Here is a 22,445-nt window from a genome sequence, read left to right as displayed (position 1 = left end):
TTAAGTTTGGCAAACAGACCTTAACTCCTGACAAAGGACGAATGACGCGCCTCACTTTAATTAATTGTACCCACCGAGTTAAAAGCTAATCCTTGATTGAGAAAGAGACATGATGAAGTCTTTGATCACGCACAGTTTGACTGTCCCACTTTTCATGCCTCATGGCAACTGCTATCTGTGGAAACCGAGTTTAGTCTGGCTACATTTGCTATCCGATGCCTTCATTGCCCTAGCGTATGCTTCAATTTCTTTAACCTTAATCTATTTCGTTTACCAACGAAAAAACTTGCCATTTTCACGAGTCTTTCTCATGTTTGCCGCTTTTATCGTTGCTTGCGGTATGACTCATGGGATGGGAATTTGGACAATTTGGCATCCCGATTATTGGCTATCTGGATTCGTCAAAGCGATCACAGCGTTAATTTCTGTCTATACTGCCCTAGAATTAATCCCATTAATGCCCAAAGCTTTTGATGTTGCCAGTGCGGTGGAACTCGAAGTTGCTAACCAGCGTTTAGAAGCTGACATTCAGGAACGTCAAAAAACCGAAATTGCCCTGAGGCGATCGCAGGATGAAATTCAGCAAAAAGCCACCCTCTTAGAACAGGCGTTGCGTGACTTACAACACGCCCAAGCGCAATTGGTGCATAGGGAAAAAATGTCGAGTTTAAGACGACTCGTTACTGGATTACTCTGTGAAATTAATAGTCCAGTTGGCTTTATTTTTCATAATCTAGTCCATGCCAAAAATTATGTTCAAGATTTACTACATTTAGTTTCCCTGTACGATAAACACTATCCTCAACCTGTCCCAGAAGTTCAGACAGCAGCAGAAGAAATGGATTTAGTTTTTCTGCGAGATGACTTATCAAACCTGTTGACATCAATGGAAGCGGGAGCAAAATGGATTCACCAAATTGTGTCATCATTGCGTAACTTTGCGCCGATTGCTCAAGCGGAATTCAAAGCGGTAGATGTACACGAAGGATTAGAATGCACATTGCTAATCCTGCAAAATCAAGTCAAGGAAAAACCCGGATATTCAGCAATTAAAATTGTCAAAGAGTATGCAGAATTGCCCAAAGTTGAATGCCATGTGGGACAACTGAATCAGGTCTTTATGAATCTCTTGAGTAATGCGATCGATGCATTAGAGGACTCAAGAAAAATGGATAATGGCAATGGCAAAAATCATCCCACAATTTGGATTCGGACTGAAACAGTAGCACCTAACCAAGTTGCGATCCGAATTATCGATAACGGTCCGGGAATGAGCGATAAAACTCAGCGTCAACTTTTTGATCCCTTCTTTACCACCAAACCTGTGGGTAAAGGAACTGGATTAGGACTATCGATTAGCTATCAAATCGTCGTTGATAGACATCAGGGTCAGCTTAACTGTCGATCTGCACCAGGACAAGGCGCAGAATTCGCGATCGCGATTCCGATTCAGCAACATCGACAGCAATAAATACCTCAGCCAGAGGTGAGTTTGACGGCGTGAAGGGGGTGTGGGGTGTAGGGTGTAGGGTGTAGGGTGTAGGGTGTGGGGTGTAGGGTGTAGGGTGTAGGGTGTAGGGGTATGCAAATTACAGGATCTGTGTACCTTATAAGAGGAATATCCCCCCTGCGTAGGTCGGAATTTACGACCTGTATTGTTCAGCGAACCTGCTACAGTCAGGATGAAGAGTTAGTTTCCCTTGAGGGGAAGGAGGACTGTCGCATGACGTATGATGTTTATGATAGCGACAAACGCAAGCTTTTATCTGCCCTCTGTCATGGATCAATTTTTATTAGTGCGGCGTTAGTATCGATCGCGATTCCGATCGCCGTTTTGTTCGTATCGGATGATCCAGTGGTGAAAGAAAACGCGAAAGAATCGCTGAACTTTCACATTAACCTTTGGATCTACGGCTTAATCTTTGGCATCTTGACGATTGTGCTTATTGGTTATGTAACTAAACCCGCCCCGACGTGACCCTTCACTTTGCTCAAGCAAATGGTTTGTTCCCCCCATCTCCCCCATCTTCATTATTTCCCTCATCTTCCTCATCTTCCCCATTCCCCTCAGGGCGATTCCCCGTGTCAGATCAAGACTGGATTGTCCCCGATCGCCTCTCCCTGCAAAATTCCAATAATCGTCCGCGTTACAAACTCTAAATTCTGCGGTATTGGATGTAAAGGTAAATATTCCACCAGATGATGTGCGGCGCGATCATACAGCCCAAATCGCCAAATTTCCCCGCTCGAAACCGCACCGTACAAAATCGGACTATCACTTTCTACCCAATGATCGAGAGCAATCAATTCAACAGCAAGCTGAGTAAAGCCTTTGGTTAAATCCGATTGCTTGGCTTCAATGATTAGAAAATTGCTGGGACTGGAAATATAGTAATCGAGTGAACCTTTTAACCAATTGCTCACACTAACGGTATACTCAATATTGATTGAATAGTTTAAGCGATCGCAAATCTGATCGATCAACGGAAAAATCAATGCCTCCCGGCGTGCCTGTTCAGTCGTGGTATTCACCCGTTTCAGTCTGCGCCGTATACTCTGTGCGAATTCAGGTAGCCAATCTAATTCACATTGCGTATAGGGCAGATCTTTGCGATCGGTACGCTCAAGGGTACAGCCTAAATCTGCCAAAATATCTTCAGGTGAGTAAGGCAAATCAAAATACTTGCTAAAGGTGTAGGATTTGCTTGGATCTAAAACCCTAGGCATGGTGTCATTCTCCTCCCTGGTATTATATTTAACGCTGCACGATACTTTTCAGGAGCTTGAGAATCGTTTCTGCTTCTAGTTTTTCAACATATTCGCGAGAGTATTCAGTTTTGAGAACAGGGCGATTGCTGGTAATCTCTGAAATCTCTGCCCGGATAAACTTCCAAGTATCGCCAATCGTGTAGCAACCAAATATTTCTTGACAATCGTTACCATTGAGTTCCCAATTTAAATGGGCAGCCGTCAAGAGTTGACCGTAAAGCTGATACACAGGGTTTTGGGCATCAAGACCTTTTTTGGCTTCTAAAACAACAAGATAAGGCGCTTCAATTCGACCGATCGCACTTTTGCCCAGTACACCATCCGCTACACCTTCTAACTCAAAGGTTTTGTATTGTGCTTTGAGTGTTACCTCTGCCCACGCTTCGATATTATTTTGTTCGGCTAGGATCAGCAATGGAAAAATTGCCTTCCCCCAGACGGTTGCTTCATTCATCAGGGTTGTGTCATGGTTGAGTAAATAGGCACTTACCTCTGTAACTCGCTGCTGTTCATGCTCTGTTAGGACAATAGAATCAGTTTGGTTCCATTCATAGTTACCGATGAATCCTTCATGGAGGTGAATGAAGGATTTTAGATCGTCTAGAGAGATAGCGGCAAAGGTAAACTTAGGCATGGCAATGAAGCATGATTACCTTGATCATACCAAATTCGCCTTTATTACTCCCTCTTGAGGAGGCGATTGAAATCGCTGCTACACAAACATAGGCGAAGCCTTCCCGAAGGGTAGTCCGCCTGCGCGGACTGGGTTATAACAGGGTTAGCTAACCCAGATTTGGTATCATACCGTGCATTTCCTAGGTTCTCAGCCGTCCTATGTTTAATAGCCAATTTGAAACCTTGGAACGAGTGCAAGCAAGTTTGCCTCGATAGATATAGCAACCGCCATGGCTGTTAGGACACATCATTTATGTAGAGACGTTGCATGCAACGTCTCTACAATGGTGCCGAAAGTCCTAATCGATGTGTCTACTGCTATAAAAACATACAAAATAGCGAGCGAGACGCTCGCACTAAAACCGTTCCCTATTCCTTGTTCCTTATCCTCACCACAATCCTTATTCAGCAACCCCTAATTACCCTAAACCCAACTCACGTTTGAGTAAATTAATCGATTTTGTGCCAATATAATTTTCACTGCAAACCAGCTTAGGCGGACGGATCAGATCATCCCTGGCGTCTAGAATTGCCCGTTTAACGGCATCATAACTGGCTTGATCGCTAATAATTGTTCGCGCACTACGAACTAAAGCATTCAGTTTATATTTATCACTAACCTGAGCGGTAATCAGGAGTAAATCGTCCCCACGTAAACTGTGGATAATCACATCTACAATCCGTAGAATACCCCCACTCAAACTTACACAACCCAGACAACTGTCTTTGGGAAGACTTTTAACAATCTCGATTTCTTGTCCATAGTCGTGGATATCCACAGGAATCACCCGCACAGATTTCGGCGCGGCGATCGCTTCGGCTTTTTGGATAAAATAACGGCTAGTGACGACTGTTCCGGAATTGGTTCGTTCTAGGGTTTGTTCTAATTCTTCTAAGGGGACTAACTGGACGGGAATTCCCAGGGCAGATTCCAATTCCTGCACCATTAACTCCCCAGCGCCCATATCTCGTGACTCTACGGTAACAAGGACTCTAGCACTACAGCGCAACCGCCAGTCAATTTCGGCTAAAAAGAGTTCGCGGGCTTCATTGAGGGAGCAACCTTGAGAGAGTAATTCGTCCAAACTCTGCTGGACAATTCTGGAGGCTTGGGGATATTGCTGGAGAATCGGAGATTGACGCTGAGTTCCGCCTTCATGACCTTGGGCTTTCACATAAATCCCTGATCCGGCGATGGATTCAACCAGTCCGGTTTCTTCTAGCTGGCGGTATACTTTACTGATTGTATTCCGATGCAACCCCGTCTCCATGGCTAACTGACGGGTACTGGGCAGTTTATGTCCCGGCGGATATTGGCGAGAGGCGATCGCAAACTGAATTTGGTCGAATAGCTGCTTTGAAGCAGGGATTTCGCTATCAGGCTGGATATGATGTTGAACCATTATAAAGTCTCCTAAGCACTTGCTCTTCAATAGACACAAGAGTATAACGTATAGTTGAAGATCGGATGATAAACTACCCAGACCTGCTATCGCTCTCGGTCTGGGTTTTCAGTAGCCCTGAAGAAATCAAACAAGCTAAGTTGAACATACTCGATAGTTCGGCTTAGCTTGCACGATAACTTCGTGCCTCCAGGCTGGTTTATAGACAGCCCCACAAGTGCAATATTATTAGCTCCATTAAAGTCGGCATCCCCATGCCAACCACAATGCCCACACTTAAAACTCTTGCCACTACGGTAAGACTTTCCTTTTACCGGATGAATGTGCAGACACTTGTGACACATCTGGGAGGTATAAGCAGGGGAGATAGGGATGACTTGAACGCCCGCAGAAGCTGCCTTGTACTCGATAAACATTCGCAGTTGATAGAATGCCCACGAATTTGAGCGTCGTCGTTCGGTCTTATTTCTGGGCTTCTCGTTAGTCCTTTCCCTGATGCCTGTCAAGTCTTCTATCGCAATTGAGGCACTTAACTCAACTGCTCGTTTGACCACCGACTTAGAAATATTATGGTTAAGCCATTGCTGATAGCGTCTCTCTCTCCCCGACAGCCGTTTCCCAACTTCTCGACACCTACGTCGAGTTGTTCTAGTACCTTTCGAGGCTTTTTTCTGGAGAGATGCTCGGGTTTGGGAAAATCTATCTCGCACCGACTGGATATGTTTGCCGTCCCATTTTTCATTCTCTGATGTGACGGCGATATCGCGACGCCCCAAGTCAACCCCAATTACTTGATCAGTATCCTGGGGATCGGGAAGGGTGTCTTTGAGCTGAATGTGCAGATAGAACTGACCATCACGGTGCTGGCAAAGTTGAGCTGAGGTTGGTTTTCTTCCTTTAAGTTTTCCTTTCTGGTAGTTACCGGGCTTTAACTCGACTCGCTCTCTACCCAGAACAGTAGCAATGCTTACTGTCCAGTCGTGTTCACGAAGTCGAAACAAGTCCTTATCACAATCCATGCTGCTTGGCACAAAGCCCTTGACAGGTTTGTCTTTTTGCTTAGCTGTTTTCCGGTTAGCTGCTACTCTGGCACAAACCCTGACCGCCATATTCGCTACCAGGTTGAATTGACTTTTAATGGTTTGATAAGTCAGCGATTGGATAGCAATCTTGTTGGTCAGCTTTGGATTGGTCTGTTCATTCACGTAGTTGCAAGCATCCGCAAACGCCTGAAGGGTTGCCTCTAATTTGGTCACCTGCTCTGGCGTTGGTTGAAGCTTGACGACTATCGTGAGAACTTGTTTCATGACTACCATCATGCCACTCAGCGGGAATATTGGAAATACTTCGGGCGTCTAACCCTCGTATTTCCCGCTCTCCCCCTACGGCTTACCTCCACTTCGTTCCGGTTGAAGCCGCAGCCCCTCGCGATTCGGGTGGGATTTTCTTAATCTGATGTATCATTCGGCTGTCCCTACCAGAATAGCATCTTGACTAAGCAACTGTGCATTTTAATTGCCTATCATGATAAAAAATAAAATAAGTAATCTGTTATAGTCAGGGTATTCGCCTATTAAATAGTTCGCTTTAATCAACTAACGACGTGCAACAGTATTTTTTGCTTAAATAAGCAGATTTTTAATTTTAACGCTGTTCAGACATACGCCAATTATTAGCGTGCTGGAACAACAGCAAAAAAGAACAAAAACCTTGAAAAATAATAAGCAAGCTAATAAAATTAGAGTAATTTGTAAATAATTTGCTGAATTGAGGGGACGTTAGAGTTAAAATGAAACAGAAGTTTGACCGTTGACCAGAAGGTCAAAAGCCATAGCAGTGAGGACTGCGATAGATCGACGAACATAACGTGAACCTGAATTATGACGGCTAGAGAAATCAAAAGCGATTGGGTTAAGATTACAAACGGCTCTCTACAAATTGACGCTTACTTAGCGATGCCCGTGGGAGAGGAGTCTTTGCCAGGGGTGGTCGTGTTGCAGGAAATTTTTGGCGTAAATGACCATATCCGAGACGTGACTCAGCGGATTGCCAAAGAGGGATATGTCGCGATCGCACCCGCCCTCTATCAACGCCAAGCCCCCGGTTTTGAAACGGGATACACCGAACAAGACTTGAAAATCGGCAAGGAGTATAAGGCGCAAACTAAGGCGGAGGAACTGCTGGGTGACATCCAAGGGGCGATTGACTACTTACGGGGGCAAACACCCGTTAAATCAAATGCGATCGGCTGTATCGGCTTCTGTTTTGGGGGTCATGTCGCCTATCTAGCGGCAACCTTACCCGACATCAAAGCCACAGCCTCCTTCTATGGTGCAGGAATTGCCACGATGACGCCAGGAGGAGATGAACCAACGATTACCCGCACCCAAGATATTACGGGAACCATCCATCTCTTCTTTGGTTGGGACGATGCTAGCATCCCGGCTGAACAAGTTAACCAGATTGAAGCTGAACTGAAAAAGCAGCAAATTTCTCACCAGATCTTTCGCTATGAGGGCGCTGATCATGGATTTTTCTGCGATCAACGTGCTAGCTATAACCCACAAGCGGCAAAAGATGCTTGGGAAAAAGTGAAGACGCTATTTCAGCAAGAACTGTAGTTATTCGTCATCGATTATTTGCCATCAATAACCTCGAATGGCAAATGATAAATGATACATCGATTTTTTTCAACACTTAATACTCATGACTTCAGAATCAACCCGTCCTCAAACCAGCAAAACTGCCTTTTCCATGGAAGATTTTGCCAAAGCCCTAGAAGAGTATGACTACGAATTTAGCCAAGGGCAGGTGGTGCGAGGCAAAGTGCATAGCTATGAAATGGAAGGCGTTTATGTCGATATTGGCGGGAAATCCCTGGCGTATGTTCCGGGAGGGGAAGTGTCAGTAGCACCCGTAGAAGATTGGTCAGAGGTGCTGCCATTGCGGGAAGAGTTGGAATTTCTGATTATTCGGGAACAGAATGCTGAAGGTCAGATAACTCTATCACGGCGTCAGTTGGAAATCAATAAGATTTGGGATCAATTGGTGCAAATCCAAGACAGTGGCAAGTCGCTACAGGTGCAGGTGACTGGCGTGAATAAAGGCGGCGTTACGGTAGATTGGCAAGGATTGCGAGGATTTATTCCGCGATCGCACCTGAATCAACGGGGGAATTTAGAGTCGTTGATTGGTCAAAGTTTAACCGTCAGCATCTTGGAAGCCGATCGCGATCGCAGCAAGTTAGTCTTTTCCCAACGGGAAGCCACTCGCGCTGCAAGTTTCTCGATGCTAGAGGTTGCACAGTTAGTGGAAGGTACTGTCTCTAATATCAGACCTTTTGGTGTGTTTGTGGAATTAGAAGGGATTACTGGCTTGTTGCATATCAAGCAAGTCAGCCAAAACATGGTGGAATCATTGACCGATATGTTTGAGGTGGGTCAATCCATTAAAGCGATCGTGATTGACTTAGATGAAGGGACGAATCGTGTTTCTCTCTCGACAAAAGTGTTAGAAAACTATCCCGGAGAAATGGTGCATAAAATGGCAGACGTGATGGAAAGTGCTGAGGCACGTTCAGAACGGGCGAGGGCGAAAATGATCTAATCTGAACCGTTCTAAATTGTGTGTAGGGGCGGGTTTGACTATTATCGTTTATTACCTCATCCAGATGTAACTAAACCTGCCCTAGCCCAAGTTTGGCTTTTGAACGAACGGAGGGGAGGGCGGGTTTGGTAGCTAAGCTAAGAACAACAATCAAAGTTAGTCCCTAAACCCGCCCCTACACATTCAAAACTCAAATCAAGGGTGGGTTTAGCAGCCAAGCTAGGAACAACAATCAAAGTTAGTCCCTAAATCTGCCCCTACACATTCAAAATGTTGTAGTGGTTTCCTATTTTTTTATCTGAAACAGGAGGATCAAAATCCGATGGCGCAAGCAGATGAATCCAGTCGTACTCTTAGCGTAGATATTGGTGGAAGTGGAATTAAGGCGATCGTGTTAGATCAGGCGGGAAATCCAATCACTGAACGCCATCGAGTCACCACACCCCAACCCGCTAAACCGGATGTTGTCATTGAGGCGATCGCAGAATTAGCCGCCGCCCAAGGAGAGTGCGATCGCGTATCTGTGGGTTTTCCTGGGGTAGTTATGGCTGGAGTCGTCAAAACCGCCGCGAATTTAGATCCCAGTTGGCAAGAATTTGATCTAGCCACTACCCTGTCTCAAGCCTTAAAAAAGCCGGTGCGTGTGGCTAACGATGCAGATATGCAGGGATTAGCCACAATTCAGGGTAAAGGCGTGGAATTGATGATTACCCTAGGGACAGGATTTGGTTCAGCCTTATTTATCGATGGTAAACTCGTCCCCAATTTAGAAATGGCGCATCACCCCTTTCGCAAGGGAGACACCTACGAACAACGGTTAGGGCGGGCGGCGTTAGAGAAGAAGGGAGAGAAGAAATGGAACAATCGGTTAAAAAAGGCGATCGCGACCCTAGCCGAGTTATTTAATTACGACTATCTTTATATTGGGGGGGGAGAAGCGAAAAAAATAACCTTCGAGTTACCGCCCAATGTCAAAATTGTCCCCAATATCAATGGATTATTAGGCGGAATTGCCTTGTGGCGAGATTAATTTTTCCTAATTATTTACCCATGTAGGGGCGGGTTTATGGATTTTCATTACGCTATTGATAATAAGGTTGATTCAAAACCCGCCCTTTTTCAATTGTCGTGACTAATTATTTACCCATGTAGGGGCGGGTTTATGGATTTTCATTACGCTATTGATAATAGCGTTGCTTCAAAACCCGCCCTTTTTCAATTGTCAGGTAGGTATGGCTAGATAATATTCTAGGAATTCTGAAGACAATCAGTGATAAAGGCTTGCGCCCGGTTTAAACGTCAAATCTATTCCACAATTTTAGCTGTGTCAGTCCACTACTGGCGTGGCACAGTTAAAATGGTGGAATAGATATTACCATTGGATTGGGCGCACGTCGGTGCGCCCCTACGGTTTCCGGACGTAAAGTTAATTCATCAAATGTAGTAAAATTGCAATTCATTCCACCTTGGTCTAGCTTATACCTCATAGTCAGCTCAACACGATGGTACAAACAATTCAGGCAAAAAATGTTACATTACTTGACTTAGAAACTCGGTTTGGGCTTCAGTTTACTAAGCAGGAACAGTTTTTCCGCGAGTGGCAAGACAATCTACCCGATATTAGTGACACAGAAAAACAACGGCTTGATCGCATTGAAACAAACTTTTCTAACCTTTTAAAATATCCACCAACCTTAGAAAACACCGTCAAAATGGTCGTCCTAGGTCAGTTATTGGATTTAGCTGACTTCTACCAATTCCCCTTACATATTAAATCCGAAGCGTCTACCCAGATCTCCGCAGAAGATAATGGCATATTGATTAGAGGGGATATTGATGTCTTAGTATTATTAGAACGACTGTGGTTAGTCGTAATTGAGTCCAAAAAAGCAGATTTTTCTCTCGATATAGCCAGACCTCAAATTTTAGCCTATATGTTATCTAATCCTCATCCCGAACGTCCTAGTTTTGGACTAATTGCCAATGGCAGTAGTTTTCGCTTTCTCAAGTTGGTACAGAATCCCTTACCCCAATATGCAATGTCTAGAATTTTTGATATGTTTAACCCAGGTGATGATTTATACGATGTCTTAAGGATATTGAAACGCTTGAAGATGCTAGCGATAGACGATTAGTTTTCAGCCGTAATAACCTCATTGAACTAATGATAGATCGGCATCAAGCAAAAGTTTTTTGGATGCTGTAACTCTATCGGACGCTCTACCAATTGGGCTACTTGTTGTCTCTGTATGGCTACATTTTGACACACTCATCCAGTAGCAGTTTACCCCCCATACGTTTGGTGGGCATTGCATATCCTACAGAGTAAGATGTCAGGAGTATCTTGTATCGCAATGCCCACCCTACCACTTACCCTTCTATCCTTTTAACCATTCATGAATGCTGAGGAATTAAAAGCGGAGGAACACGTTGTCACTCCTCAAGAACGAACAGGCATCAAATTACTTGCATTATTTGAACCGGAAATTTGGGTAGTTGTAGATGGGAGTTATCTACAGTCACAGAATACTGCTGGGGCTGGAGTGGTTATCCTGACACGCCTCTCTCAGCAGGAGGAACAATCTGAGGCAAATTTTTCCCTTGATTGGCAACACTATAGCTATCCACTGGAAAATTGTAGTAATTCAACAGAGGCTGAAATTTTAGCCGCCATCAAAGGTTTAGAACTCGTCGCATCAATGGCTGGACAAAAACGAATTCATTTAATTAGTGATCACTACACCGTTAGCACCATTCCCACCCACCTTTTAGTCATCGAGCTAGGACTCAAAAATGCCAAGCGTTATACTAAAGAGATGGAAAATTCACCGTTACGGGAATTAGCCGATCTTTACTTACAATTGCAACCCTGTCAAATCCTATCCCTACAAGACATACAACCCGAAGGATTTAATCTAGTCTTACTTGCGTGCCATCAAGCCACTCACAAGTTAGCCGCTAAAGCAGCGATCAGCATTGCCAGTAATAGCTAAAGTTATGTTCGTAGTTGCGCTTTAGCGCCATAAACGCTGGGGTACTGACTACAAACTTTTGTAACAAAACCTTGACTCTGGAGCATCCATCCTTCAATCTGCTAAAATAATCCAAATTAAACCAAAAACTCTTAGCGCCACTCAAAGCTGTTCGCGCAGCTCTGAGCGGCTAACCCCCAAACTGACCAGACCAGTCTGGAAGCTAGAAGAAATATTAACACTCCTCTAGCCACTCCGACTCCTTATGGCAACTTGTGCGGGGTGGCTAAGACTTTGGGTCAATCGATTTAGGGTTGAGGATTTGGGCGTTTTTATGGCAAAACAGCCGATATCGCTACAAATCCAGCATCAACTGTTCTAAATCAAGCCAACGCTACCGCAAATACCCAAATCAGGAGTGATTTACCATGTCTCGGAACTTGATCACGGCTGGGGTAATTGATCCTCGCCAATTTTCTCTGGACGAAGTACGCCACCAAGTCGCTACATTTCTTAACATTCCCCTCCAGCAAATCGATCGCGTCGAATGCTGGCAACACCAAATCTGGGTCAAGCTGGTGGAATCCCGTGCTATCTTTGTCAGTTATCGCAACTTGCCCCTGTGGATTGATGCAGGATTGGCGGCGATTGGGCGCTGCACCTCTTGTTCTCAGCTTGAGGAATTAGGCAAAATCTTCCGCAGGGAACGCGACTGGTATGATCAGCATGATCAACCCGAAGTCGTGCAACCCTGGCGTCAGGCGTGGGCAAAACAGGCTCAATACCTGAGAAACGAGGAAGAACGCCTGAAACCCATTCGCGCCCACCAACAAGCGGCAGAGGATTGGTATGGGGCTTGGGAACGGGTACTCTACTGTTGCCGAGAGTTTAGCCGACTTCAGGGATTAGCCTCGGAAATTAATCAGCAAAGTCAGGATTTTCAGGATTTACCTGAGATTATGCACAAAATGCAGCAATTGTGGCATCAGCGTTGGCAAGAATTATCGGGTGCGATCGCGTAAAGCCTTCTCCAGTAGGATGGCAATTCACGACTCAAATAAAATAGTATTTATACATCAGCTTCGCGACCAAGAGAACTTACCCAAGTAAGGAGGAAATCTATGGTTACAGTTGCACAATCACCCCCCAGTGAACGCGCTCAATTTATTCAGAAAACCTACATGCATCTGGCTGGGGCGGTGGGAGCGTTTATTGCTTTAGAGTTTATACTCTTTCAAACTGGCATAGCCGCCCTATTAACCCAGTTTGTCACGGCAAGTCGGTTTAGCTGGCTGGCGATTCTGGCAGGTTTTGCGGTACTCGGTTGGTTCTCCAGAGAGTTAGCGGCTAAGGCGGATTCGGTCAACACTCAGTATGCTGGATTGGGGATTTACGTTGTTGCGGAAGCCCTGATTTTTGCCCCGATTCTGTACATTGCAGCTTATTTCTCAGATCCCACTGTTATCCCAACGGCGGGAATACTCACCCTTTTGATGTTTGCTGGTTTAACCGCCGTTGCTTTTACTACAGGCAAAGACTTTAGTTTTCTGGGTGGTATCTTAAAAGTTGGTGGATTAGTAGCCTTGGGACTAATCATCTGTAGCGTAATTTTTGGTTTCACCTTGGGCTTATTCTTTTCCGTGGTTATGGTTGCTTTTGCTTCCGCCGCGATTCTCTACGATACCTCTAAGGTGATGCATCATTACTCATCCCATCACTATGTTGCAGCTTCACTAGAATTATTTGCGTCAGTGGCATTGCTATTCTGGTATTTGCTGCGGATTGTGATGGCGCTATCGTCTCGTCGCTAAACCTGTTCTATCTTATAGCCTGATTCTATAGCTAAGCGTGAGATTACTATTAAAAAAATTCATTAGTAGTGTCACGCTTACTTTTATCTGAAGGGATGTCATGGTTTTAGTAAACTTAAGGCAAAATCTATTTCACATTCAGGCGATTGCGGATCAGGGTTTCCGTCATCTGAGCAAGCTGATCTAACTTTTCTTTATTCTCCTGCGCCCGTTTCTCATAGTCTTTCTTCCGGACAATTGCCGCCCGTGCTAAGTCTTCCCGATTTTGTTTTAGCGCTTGAATGGCGACTTTCTGCCAAGCGCTTATCTCCCGAACATCTTGATTATATTGCGGTTGCAGCGTATTCCAAACGCCTTTAATTTCGGCTAGGGCTTTAGTTAATAACCGATTGGCTTTGTCCGGATCTTTCTCTTGCAGCGCTCGTTTAATTGGTTCGTATAAATTCTCAGTATTCATCTGAGTAATAATCGGAATAAAATTTTGAATTTGCGGACTTTCACTGACGCCAGTTTTACACCAGACAGCAAAATGTTCACAGTTGTTAGATAGCAGGTTATAGTTTCGTTCACCTAAACGACTTTCAGCGCGGCGAACGACTACATCAGGTATAAAATGAGTGGGATACTCTTTGACATAGATTTTCCCACCTCTAGCAAATGTCGGTAAAGAGGTGCGTTCAATGGTTTCACTGGGTTTGCGGTAGTGGATAACCGTACCGTCGCCACAGTCAATCCCATAATGTTTGTAGACGCCTTGTCGGTTGAACAATTCTCGATAAGCGTAAATTAGATCGCCTCGTGCCATATTTGCCTTTTGTTATTTGTTATTTGTCATTTGTCATTCGTCATTTGTCATACTCGCTATGGCGAGAAGCAAGCTATGTCATACTCGCTATGGCGAGAAGCAAGCTACGTCTTATGTCTTTTGTTTGGTGAATTGCCGAATCAAGAAAAGAGTAAACGAGTACGAATTGATGTTTCGATGTCCCTCAAGAGAGTAAAATCGAATGGGAAAGCCTATTACACTCCAGAATGAGCCGAATTTCTCCATCAACCTTGACTTCTGCCCCTCTCAACCCGCTTAAGCAACCCACAGACTGGTTTTATGCTTTGTGGAAGTTTTCTCGCCCTCATACGATCATCGGTACTACTCTAAGTGTATTGGCATTGTATGTGATTGCCTTAGCGATTACCGATGGTGCGATCGCACTCTCAAATTTAACTCAACTCTTGGGTACTTGGATATCCTGCTGTTGCGGTAATATCTACATTGTGGGACTCAATCAACTCGAAGATGTGGAGATTGACCAGATTAATAAACCTCATCTTCCCATCGCAGCGGGGGAGTTTTCCAGAAGACAAGCTAAACTGATTGTTACCATAGCTGGACTCTGTGCGCTGCTGTTAGCCCGGATACTGGGAGGATGGTTATTTCTCATGGTTAGCGTCAGTTTAGCCATTGGTACGGCGTATTCCTTACCACCTATCCGATTGAAGCGGTTTCCCTTTTGGGCAGCACTTTGTATCTTCTCAGTGCGAGGTGCTGTAGTCAATTTAGGACTATTCTTGCATTTTAGCTGGGTATGGCAACAGGGTGAAGCGATGACGCCAACGCCTGCGGTGTGGGGGCTGACGTTATTTGTTTTGGTGTTTACCGTCGCGATCGCGATTTTTAAGGATGTCCCGGATATTGATGGAGATAAGTTATACAATATCACCACGTTCACGATTCGACTGGGTAAGCCAGCAGTATTTAACATCACCCGATGGATTATTACCCTCTGCTATTTGGGTATGATTCTCGGTGGAGTGCTACTGTTTGACGTGGTTAACCCGCTTGTCTTGGGGATAACACACTTGGCGGCTTTAGTTTTGGTTTGGTGGCGTAGTCAGAATGTAGATTTGCAGGATAAAGTCGCGATCGCCAGTTTCTATCAATTTATCTGGAAACTGTTCTTTTTGGAATATCTGATGTTTCCCGCCGCTTGTTTGTTAGCCTGAAACACTGATTACACAGATTTAAGGGAGAGATTTGGGTGGGAGGTGAGAGGTTAGTCGCACTGATTACACTGAGAGGTTAGTTCTCAATTAACAGACGATGATTTGATTGTCAGGGAGATTATTTAGTTGTCTATGTCAATCTGTGTTATAGAATCGTTAGTTTTCTGTCGGTTTAATTACAATCTGTGTAATCTGTGTTATGCAATAGTTAGGTTTATGTCTGTGTCATTACAATCTGTCTAATCTGTGTTTAATTTAAGTTGGATAGCGGCTACAGTCGTTAGTGTCGGTTTAATAACGGTTATTTTTTTGATTGGTAAGACGATCGCGATCGCGTCGTTGTTTCAAAAGGGGATCGCCCTTTATCAGCAACAGGATTACTCAGAAGCAGAAACGGTGTTTCGTCAAGTTATCCAGAAACAACGTAGTAATGATATGGTGCGCTTACTGCTGGGTAATACACTCTTGGCACAACAGAAATGGGATGAAGCGGTAGCTGTCTTCCAGGATCTGATCGCGCGATCGCCAAAAACGGTGGATGGGTATGTCAAGTTAGCCCAAGCCTTGATTGAACAAGGGAAACCTGATCAAGCGATGCCTGTTATTCAAGAGTTGATCCAGCGCCATCCTCAAAACACAGATATTCCTTTTAATGTCGGTTTAATGCTATCCAACATTAATCGACTAGAGACGCTAATTGAATCGTATCAGACGTTGAGTCAACAGTCTCCTGACAAGGCTATTTTACGTTTAAATCTAGCCAATAGCTGGATGATTCAAGAAAATTGGCAGGCGGCTATAGACGAGTATCGGGAAGCGATTCGCCTCAATATTAAAAAGCCACAAGCGTATTGGTATTTAGGAGATGCGTTGAGACAAAAGGGTCAATTGGATGAAGCCCTCAGCGTTTGGCGAGAGGCAATTGTCCGTTATCCTAATGATCAGGAAGCTCAGTTAAGAATTCGACAAGCGCTAAAAGAACAAGGTAAATTTGGATAAAAGGGTGTTTTTCAGCAAGTTATCCTCTTTCTCCCCCATCTTCCTACACCCCCACACCCCTACACCCCTACACCCCTACACCCCTACACCCCTACACCCCTACACCCCCACACCCGAAACCCTATCATGTCTGATCAGGATATCGTTCTCAACGCCAAAACCTACGAGTCACTCCAAGCAGAATTAACCTATCTGCGATCGCGTGTGGCACAATTGGACGCGATGAGAATGCCAGAACCGACTCAAGTTGCCCAGCAAAAGGCGCTTTTGGCTGTGGTGACTAAAATTCGGGAATCTCTGGATTTGGAGAGTATCTTTAAATCAACCGCCACAGAAGTGCGTCAACTGCTGAATGCGGATCGGGTGGGGATGTTTCGCTTTGATCCAGAGTCTGGCTGTCGCCGTGGGGAAGTTGTCTCTGAAGATGTGGTGTCGCCGTTTACGTCAGCCATCGCCACCAAAATAGAGGATGACTGTTTCGGAGAAAGACATGCGACTCATTATCAGCAGGGGCGAATTTGGGCGGCTGAAGATATTTATGCTCTGAACTTACCCGATTGTCACATTAAAATTTTATCCCGTTTCCAAGTTCGAGCCAACTTGGTTGTGCCGTTACTTAAAGGGAATCAGCTTTGGGGATTGCTGTGTATTCACCAATGTTCGCGCCCCCGCCAATGGCAAAGTAATGAAATCGAGTTTGTCCATCAAATTGCCATTCATTTAGGCGTGGCGTTGCAGCAAGCGGAGTTTGTGGCGCAATTGCAGATGCAGTCAGAGTTATTGACGAAAGCGGTTAATCAAGCGGTTGAACGAGAAAAAGCAGTTGCGGCTATTATTGATAAGATTCGGCGATCGCTCGATATTAATACCATATTCCAGACGACAACTCAAGAAGCAAGGCAGTTGCTGAATGCGGATCGGGTGGCAATTTATCGGTTTAATCCCGATTGGAGTGGTGAATTCGTGGTTGAATCGGTGGCTGAGGGCTGGAAACCATTAGTCCAAGAGCAATATCAAGATCCCCAGTTATGCCAAAATATTAGTGATTGTAGTATTAAATCCTTAGCCAATCCTCAAATTATTGATACCTATTTACAGCAAACTGGAGGCGGTGACTTTATCAAAGGTGAAGTCTTTCGGGTTTGTCGTGATATTTATACCGCCGGGTTTTCGGATTGCTATATTCAAAGCTTAGAACGCTATCAAGCCAGAGCATACACAATTATTGCGATTTACAAAGGTAAAAACCTCTGGGGACTTTTAGCCGCGTTTCAAAATTCCGCACCACGATCCTGGGATGAGACAGATATTAATTTTTTGGTGCAAATTAGCGCTCAATTAGGGGTAGCGATTCAACAGGCTGAACTTTTAGGCAAAGCCCAACGGCGATCGGCAGAATTGCAAACCACACTGGAGGCGCAATTACAACAACGGGCGGATGAGTTAGCCCAGGAAGCGGAACGGGAACGGGCGTTAGCTCAGGTTATTGATAAAATTCGCCAAACGTTAGATTTAGATACAATTTTCCAAACAGCGGCTACAGAAGTCCGGCAATTGTTGGATGTTGAACGAATTGCCATTTATAAATTTCGTGAGGATTATTTCGGCGATTTTATTTTTGAATCGGAAGCAGGAGATTTACCCAAACTGGTGGGGAGTGCTTGGGATGATACCTATTTAAGTAAACATCAAGGTGGTCGATTACGCCAAAATGAAGCGTTTTTTGCTGATGATATCTATAAGGCAAATTTAACCGATTGTCATATTGAAACCTTAGAATCCTTTGGGATTAAATCCTTTGCGGTTGTGGCGTTGTTTAAAGGGGAAAAACTCTGGGGAATGCTGAGTGCTTTTCAACATAGTAAACCCCGCCATTGGCAAGAACGGGAAGTTAAGTTACTTATGCAAGTGGCAGCCCAATTAGGGGTAGCATTGCAACAGTCGGAATATTTGGAGTTATTGCAAGCTCAAGCTGTCCAGCAAGCCAAGGCTGCTGAACAGGCGCGGGCATTAGCACGGGTGATTGAAAGTATTCGTCAAACGTTAGATATTGATCAGATTTTTAATACGACGACCCAAGAAGTACGGCAAATTCTTAACTGCGATCGCGTCGTGGTTTATCGATTCAATCCGGACTGGAGTGGAGATTTTGTCTCCGAATCTGTCGCATCAGGTTGGTCGCCCTTAGTCGGTTCTGAGTTGACATCGGTTTGGTCAGATACCTGTTTACAAAAAACTCAGGGCGGTCGATTTAAAAATCATGAAAATATTGTCGTTAATGATATTTACCAAAGGATTTACTCGACCTGTCATGTCAAATTGTTAGAGGTATTTCATATCAAAGCTTACTGTTTAAGTCCGGTTTTTGTCGGCGATAAGCTGTGGGGATTATTAGGGGCGTATCAAAACTCTAGTCCCCGTCACTGGGACGCCGCAGAAATTAGTTTACTGACACAGGTGAGTAATCAGTTGGGCGTGGCGCTACAACAAGCCGCCCTCATGGCTCAACTCAAAGATGCCAAGGAAGCGGCTGATGCGGCGAACCGGGCTAAAAGTGAGTTTTTAGCGAATATGAGTCATGAACTACGGACTCCCTTGAATGCGATTCTGGGTTTTGCCCAAGTGATGACCCGCGATTCGACGTTAACTCCAACTCAACAGGAGTATTTAGGAATTATTGCTCGCAGTGGTGAACATTTACTCACGTTGCTCAATGATGTCCTGGAAATGTCTAAAATAGAAGCGGGTCGAATTACGCTGAATGAAACCAGTTTTGATCTGTATCGCTTACTCAAAAGTTTAGAAGAAATGCTCCAGCTCAAAGCGGCATCAAAGGGCTTACAGCTAATCTTTGATTGTGATCCAGAAGTTCCCCAATATGTGCGGACGGATGAGAGTAAGTTACGTCAGGTTTTAATTAATTTATTGGGAAATGCAATTAAATTTACAGGGGAAGGGAGTGTCACCTTGCATGTAGAGACGTTGCATGCAACGTCTCTACATGGCACGTCTGTAAACCAATGTGTAGGGGCGGGTTTTACCGATAACGTTACCCAAGAAACCGATAACTTGACTAAACCCGCCCTGCTTGGGGAACGGAATATAAATCCCCAATCCCGAATCCCGAATCCCGAATCCCGAATCACCTTTGAAGTTGAAGACACGGGTCCAGGAATTGCCCCAGCCGAACTTGATACCTTATTTGAAGCCTTTATCCAAACCGAAACCGGGCGCAAATCCCAAGAAGGCACAGGATTAGGCTTACCGATTAGCCAGAAATTTGTCCAACTGATGGGAGGAACCATCGCCGTCAGCAGTGTTTTGGGTCAAGGAACAACGTTTCGGTTTACAATTAAGGTTAATCCCGCTCAAGCGGCTGACATTGAGATTCAACAGTCTAAACGGGCGATTGGTTTAGCCCCCAATCAACCGACTTATCGGATTCTGATTGCTGATGATAAATGGGAAAGTCGGGTGTTGCTGGTTAATCTAATCGCACCGATGGGGTTTGAGGTGCAGGAAGCCGAAAATGGACAGCAAGCTGTTGAACGTTGGCAGAGTTGGCAACCTCACCTAATCTGGATGGATATGCGGATGCCTGTGATGGATGGTTATGAAGCCACTCGTCGAATTCGACAATCGTTGCAGGGTCAAGCCACGGTAATTATAGCCTTGACTGCTAGTGTTTTCGATAAACAGCGATCGGTTGTTTTGTCCGCAGGCTGCGACGATTTCGTTAGCAAGCCGTTTCAGGAAGAGGTTATCTTTGAAAAAATGGCGCAACATTTAGGCGTGCGTTATTTGTATGCAGAAGCTGAACCTCTCTCTCTCACATCGCCGGATACGTCGCCAGCACCCTTGCAGGAAACTGCTTTACAAAAAACGTTGGCACAAATGCCGATTGAATGGCTGGCACAACTGCACAAAGCCGCACTCAGCGCTAGAGAGAAAGTGATTATCCAGCTTATTGCCCAAATTCCAGAAGAGCAACTATCTCTGGCTCAAACCTTGACCCAATGGGTTAACACCCTTTGTTTTGATCGCATAGTGGATTTAACACAGCCCCTCCTTCATGAGTGAACGTCAATCTCAAGCCATCAAGGGAGACATATTAATTGTCGATGATATCCCTGATAATTTACGTATCTTGTTTACCATGCTGGCGAACCAAGGCTATGAAGTTCGTCGAGTCATTAGTGGGAAACAGGCACTGAATGCGGTTAATACTGATCCGCCGGATTTAATTTTGCTGGATATTAAAATGCCGGAAATGGATGGGTATGAAGTTTGTCAACGCTTGAAAGCTGACGAACAAACCGCCGAAATTCCGGTAATTTTCTTGAGCGCCCTTGATGAAGTCTGGGATAAAGTGAGAGCCTTTGAGGTAGGTGGCGTAGACTATATTACAAAGCCATTTCAACTCGAAGAAGTAATCGCGCGGGTTAAAACTCAACTCACGTTACGCCATATTCAGCAGCAACTGCAAGCTCAAAACGCCACCCTAGCAGAGGCAAAAGAAGCCGCAGAAGCCGCTAACCGAGCGAAAAGTGAATTCCTGGCAACCATGAGCCATGAAATCCGCACCCCCTTGAATGCGGTGATTGGCTTAACCGGAATTTTAGAGAATACAAAACTGGATGCCCACCAACAGGATTTGGTAGAAACGATTCGCCAAAGTGGGGAAACTCTACTGATCACGATTAATGATGTGTTAGATTTTGCCAAGATTGAGTCGGGTAAACTAGAACTTGAATTCAAACCCTTTAATCTACGTGACTGTCTGGAAACCGCTGTTGATCTGTTTGCGCCCAAAGCCGTACAAAAGGGATTAGAATTAACTTATTTTATTGACCCAGAAGTCCCCTCTACTCTGGTCGGAGATGTCACCCGCCTGCGCCAAATTCTCATCAATTTGTTGAGTAATGCAATTAAGTTCACTGATGTGGGGGAAGTTAGCGTTTCAGTCAAGGTTGAACATTGCTATGTCACCGATTCGACTCAAAACCAGGATAGCCATACCTCGCCGACTCTTTGCCTTATGTTTTCGGTAAAAGACACGGGCATTGGCATTCCTAAAGACCGCTTTAACCGCTTATTCCAACGCTTTAGTCAACTGGATTCTTCAACCACTCGCCAGTATGGGGGTACGGGACTCGGTTTAATTATTTCTAAACAATTAAGTGAAATGATGGGGGGAGAAATTTGGGTAGACAGTACCTTGGGTGAAGGGTCTACTTTTTCCTTCTGTGTTGTTTTAACGGTAGATCAAGATACGTCTGAACCGAATTTAACAACTCCTCAACCTCAGCTTGCAGGTAAACGAGTTTTAATTGTTGATGATAATCCGACAAGTTGCCAAATTTTAACCCAGCAAACCCAATGTTGGGGCATGATTGCCCGAAGTACTCAATCGGGGAATGAAGCCTTGGCTTGGCTCAATCAGAAAGAAGCCTTTGATGTGGCAATTATCGATCGGCAAATGCCCGAAATGAACGGGCTAACTCTGGGTCTGCAAATCCACAACCAATCAGGTTTCAAAGAATTGCCTTTGGTATTATTAACGCCTATAGGAAAATTGACAACGAAAACGTCTTTAATTGAGCGTCATTTTGCTGCTTGTTTACCTAAACCGATTAAACTTGGGCAACTTTATAATACTTTGACTCAAGTTTTAGGAAGGCAAGCGACTGCTATTAAGTCTCAGCCTGCTTCGCCAGAATCTGGAGATTCACCTCTTGCCCAACAGTTGCCGTTACGGATTCTTTTGGCTGAAGATAATATAGTCAATCAAAAGGTAGAATTGTTGCTGTTAAAACGTTTAGGTTATCAAGCTGATTTGGTCAGTAATGGACAGGAAGTTCTTGATGCCATCTCCCGTCAATCCTACGATGTCATATTAATGGATGTACAGATGCCAGAAATGGATGGTTTAACCGCTACCCGTTATATCTGCCAAAACTACTCCCAGCGCCCTTGGATTGTGGCTCTAACAGCTAATGCGATGCAGGAAGATCGAGAAACGTGTTTAGAGGCGGGGATGGATGATTATATTAGTAAACCGATTCGTCAAGCCGATTTGATTCGCGTCTTTAAAACGATTCCTTCGCGCCAAGCACCAACACTGTAGGGGCGCACCGACGTGCATTGGTATCAACTTAAGGTGAAAGCAGGGGGAGCAGGGGGAGCAGGGGGAGCAGGGGGAGCAGGGG

Annotated in this window: 18 protein-coding genes and 1 pseudogene; 14 read left to right on the top strand and 5 right to left on the bottom strand. The window is 44.8% G+C overall.

The window, feature by feature from the left end; translation table 11 throughout:
* The first annotated feature begins 154 nt into the window (after window positions 1–154).
* Both RIC07_RS39020 and RIC07_RS39015 read left to right on the top strand, forming a co-directional pair.
* A complete protein-coding gene (locus RIC07_RS39020; RefSeq protein ID WP_446399210.1) occupies window positions 155–1,471 on the top strand; it encodes a sensor histidine kinase in 1,317 nt (438 codons plus the stop codon).
* Between the two features lie 252 nt (window positions 1,472–1,723).
* A pseudogene (locus tag RIC07_RS39015) lies at window positions 1,724–1,954 on the top strand (DUF4870 domain-containing protein); the annotation flags it as partial.
* A gap of 131 nt (window positions 1,955–2,085) precedes the next feature.
* Here the strand turns inward: RIC07_RS39015 and RIC07_RS39010 are convergent.
* The 4 genes from RIC07_RS39010 to RIC07_RS38995 form a co-directional block, all read right to left on the bottom strand.
* Window positions 2,086–2,727 (bottom strand): hypothetical protein, encoded by a 642-nt coding sequence (locus tag RIC07_RS39010; RefSeq protein WP_446399209.1) that lies wholly within the window; start codon window positions 2,725–2,727, stop codon window positions 2,086–2,088.
* A gap of 28 nt (window positions 2,728–2,755) precedes the next feature.
* Window positions 2,756–3,403, bottom strand: a complete 648-nt coding sequence (locus RIC07_RS39005) for a hypothetical protein (protein WP_446399208.1) — start codon at window positions 3,401–3,403, stop codon at window positions 2,756–2,758.
* A 460-nt stretch (window positions 3,404–3,863) separates the two neighbouring features.
* Window positions 3,864–4,847, bottom strand: coding sequence for a GntR family transcriptional regulator (locus RIC07_RS39000; RefSeq protein WP_446377532.1), 984 nt, complete (start codon window positions 4,845–4,847; stop codon window positions 3,864–3,866).
* 86 nt (window positions 4,848–4,933) lie between these two features.
* Window positions 4,934–6,154, bottom strand: coding sequence for an RNA-guided endonuclease InsQ/TnpB family protein (locus RIC07_RS38995; protein WP_446399207.1), 1,221 nt, complete (start codon window positions 6,152–6,154; stop codon window positions 4,934–4,936).
* Between the two features lie 573 nt (window positions 6,155–6,727).
* On the opposite strand from RIC07_RS38995, the gene RIC07_RS38990 reads away from it, so the two are divergent.
* The 7 genes from RIC07_RS38990 (at window position 6,728) to RIC07_RS38960 (ending at window position 13,236) form a co-directional block, all read left to right on the top strand.
* Window positions 6,728–7,468, top strand: a complete 741-nt coding sequence (locus tag RIC07_RS38990) for a dienelactone hydrolase family protein (RefSeq protein WP_446399206.1) — start codon at window positions 6,728–6,730, stop codon at window positions 7,466–7,468.
* Window positions 7,469–7,553: 85 nt separating this feature from the next.
* Window positions 7,554–8,453, top strand: a complete 900-nt coding sequence (locus RIC07_RS38985) for a S1 RNA-binding domain-containing protein (RefSeq protein WP_446377528.1) — start codon at window positions 7,554–7,556, stop codon at window positions 8,451–8,453.
* A 322-nt stretch (window positions 8,454–8,775) separates the two neighbouring features.
* Window positions 8,776–9,483, top strand: a complete 708-nt coding sequence (locus tag RIC07_RS38980) for an ROK family protein (protein WP_446399205.1) — start codon at window positions 8,776–8,778, stop codon at window positions 9,481–9,483.
* Window positions 9,484–9,955: 472 nt separating this feature from the next.
* The gene (locus RIC07_RS38975; protein WP_446399204.1) at window positions 9,956–10,588 is read left to right on the top strand and encodes a type I restriction endonuclease; all 633 of its coding nucleotides are present in this window, start codon (window positions 9,956–9,958) and stop codon (window positions 10,586–10,588) included.
* 261 nt (window positions 10,589–10,849) lie between these two features.
* On the top strand, window positions 10,850–11,446 hold the full coding sequence (locus tag RIC07_RS38970) for a reverse transcriptase-like protein (protein ID WP_446399203.1): 597 nt from the start codon (window positions 10,850–10,852) through the stop codon (window positions 11,444–11,446).
* A gap of 407 nt (window positions 11,447–11,853) precedes the next feature.
* Entirely contained in the window at window positions 11,854–12,447 is a 594-nt protein-coding gene (locus RIC07_RS38965) for a hypothetical protein (RefSeq protein ID WP_446399202.1), read from the top strand.
* A gap of 99 nt (window positions 12,448–12,546) precedes the next feature.
* On the top strand, window positions 12,547–13,236 hold the full coding sequence (locus RIC07_RS38960) for a Bax inhibitor-1/YccA family protein (RefSeq protein ID WP_446399201.1): 690 nt from the start codon (window positions 12,547–12,549) through the stop codon (window positions 13,234–13,236).
* Window positions 13,237–13,363: 127 nt separating this feature from the next.
* Here RIC07_RS38960 and RIC07_RS38955 read toward each other — a convergent pair whose 3' ends face one another.
* Window positions 13,364–14,041, bottom strand: coding sequence for a lecithin retinol acyltransferase family protein (locus RIC07_RS38955; protein ID WP_446399200.1), 678 nt, complete (start codon window positions 14,039–14,041; stop codon window positions 13,364–13,366).
* A 75-nt stretch (window positions 14,042–14,116) separates the two neighbouring features.
* On the opposite strand from RIC07_RS38955, the gene RIC07_RS38950 reads away from it, so the two are divergent.
* The 5 genes from RIC07_RS38950 to RIC07_RS38930 all read left to right on the top strand — a co-directional run bounded on the left by RIC07_RS38950 (window position 14,117) and on the right by RIC07_RS38930 (window position 22,363).
* A complete protein-coding gene (locus RIC07_RS38950; protein ID WP_446399199.1) occupies window positions 14,117–14,272 on the top strand; it encodes a hypothetical protein in 156 nt (51 codons plus the stop codon).
* On the top strand, window positions 14,269–15,237 hold the full coding sequence (locus RIC07_RS38945) for a homogentisate phytyltransferase (RefSeq protein ID WP_446399198.1): 969 nt from the start codon (window positions 14,269–14,271) through the stop codon (window positions 15,235–15,237). The genes RIC07_RS38950 and RIC07_RS38945 overlap by 4 nt, the downstream gene beginning before the upstream one ends.
* 246 nt (window positions 15,238–15,483) lie before the next feature.
* Window positions 15,484–16,236, top strand: a complete 753-nt coding sequence (locus tag RIC07_RS38940; RefSeq protein WP_446399197.1) for a tetratricopeptide repeat protein — start codon at window positions 15,484–15,486, stop codon at window positions 16,234–16,236.
* 126 nt (window positions 16,237–16,362) lie between these two features.
* Window positions 16,363–20,316: a GAF domain-containing protein gene (locus RIC07_RS38935; RefSeq protein WP_446399196.1), complete on the top strand. Its 3,954-nt coding sequence runs from the start codon at window positions 16,363–16,365 to the stop codon at window positions 20,314–20,316.
* Entirely contained in the window at window positions 20,309–22,363 is a 2,055-nt protein-coding gene (locus RIC07_RS38930; RefSeq protein WP_446399195.1) for a response regulator, read from the top strand. Before RIC07_RS38935 ends, RIC07_RS38930 begins: the two co-directional genes overlap by 8 nt.
* The last annotated feature ends 82 nt before the right edge of the window (window positions 22,364–22,445 follow it).

The sequence above is a fragment of the Coleofasciculus sp. E1-EBD-02 genome, from assembly GCF_040218245.1.
Classification (GTDB): Bacteria; Cyanobacteriota; Cyanobacteriia; order Cyanobacteriales; family Coleofasciculaceae; genus Coleofasciculus.
This window is presented reverse-complemented; position numbering and strand designations above follow the sequence as displayed.

What these genes read in the sequence shown, in the direction of transcription:
- RIC07_RS38960 (WP_446399201.1), top strand. Translation starts at nt 12,547, where the DNA reads ATGGTTACAGTTGCACAATCACCCCCCAGTGAACGCGCTCAATTTATT.
- RIC07_RS39020 (WP_446399210.1), top strand. Translation starts at nt 155, where the DNA reads ATGCCTCATGGCAACTGCTATCTGTGGAAACCGAGTTTAGTCTGGCTA.
- RIC07_RS38955 (WP_446399200.1), bottom strand. Translation starts at nt 14,041, where the DNA reads ATGGCACGAGGCGATCTAATTTACGCTTATCGAGAATTGTTCAACCGA.
- RIC07_RS38945 (WP_446399198.1), top strand. Translation starts at nt 14,269, where the DNA reads ATGAGCCGAATTTCTCCATCAACCTTGACTTCTGCCCCTCTCAACCCG.
- RIC07_RS38965 (WP_446399202.1), top strand. Translation starts at nt 11,854, where the DNA reads ATGTCTCGGAACTTGATCACGGCTGGGGTAATTGATCCTCGCCAATTT.
- RIC07_RS38975 (WP_446399204.1), top strand. Translation starts at nt 9,956, where the DNA reads ATGGTACAAACAATTCAGGCAAAAAATGTTACATTACTTGACTTAGAA.
- RIC07_RS38990 (WP_446399206.1), top strand. Translation starts at nt 6,728, where the DNA reads ATGACGGCTAGAGAAATCAAAAGCGATTGGGTTAAGATTACAAACGGC.
- RIC07_RS38985 (WP_446377528.1), top strand. Translation starts at nt 7,554, where the DNA reads ATGACTTCAGAATCAACCCGTCCTCAAACCAGCAAAACTGCCTTTTCC.
- RIC07_RS39005 (WP_446399208.1), bottom strand. Translation starts at nt 3,403, where the DNA reads ATGCCTAAGTTTACCTTTGCCGCTATCTCTCTAGACGATCTAAAATCC.
- RIC07_RS39000 (WP_446377532.1), bottom strand. Translation starts at nt 4,847, where the DNA reads ATGGTTCAACATCATATCCAGCCTGATAGCGAAATCCCTGCTTCAAAG.
- RIC07_RS38950 (WP_446399199.1), top strand. Translation starts at nt 14,117, where the DNA reads ATGTCATACTCGCTATGGCGAGAAGCAAGCTACGTCTTATGTCTTTTG.
- RIC07_RS38930 (WP_446399195.1), top strand. Translation starts at nt 20,309, where the DNA reads ATGAGTGAACGTCAATCTCAAGCCATCAAGGGAGACATATTAATTGTC.
- RIC07_RS38970 (WP_446399203.1), top strand. Translation starts at nt 10,850, where the DNA reads ATGAATGCTGAGGAATTAAAAGCGGAGGAACACGTTGTCACTCCTCAA.
- RIC07_RS39010 (WP_446399209.1), bottom strand. Translation starts at nt 2,727, where the DNA reads ATGCCTAGGGTTTTAGATCCAAGCAAATCCTACACCTTTAGCAAGTAT.
- RIC07_RS38980 (WP_446399205.1), top strand. Translation starts at nt 8,776, where the DNA reads ATGGCGCAAGCAGATGAATCCAGTCGTACTCTTAGCGTAGATATTGGT.
- RIC07_RS38995 (WP_446399207.1), bottom strand. Translation starts at nt 6,154, where the DNA reads ATGAAACAAGTTCTCACGATAGTCGTCAAGCTTCAACCAACGCCAGAG.
- RIC07_RS38935 (WP_446399196.1), top strand. Translation starts at nt 16,363, where the DNA reads ATGTCTGATCAGGATATCGTTCTCAACGCCAAAACCTACGAGTCACTC.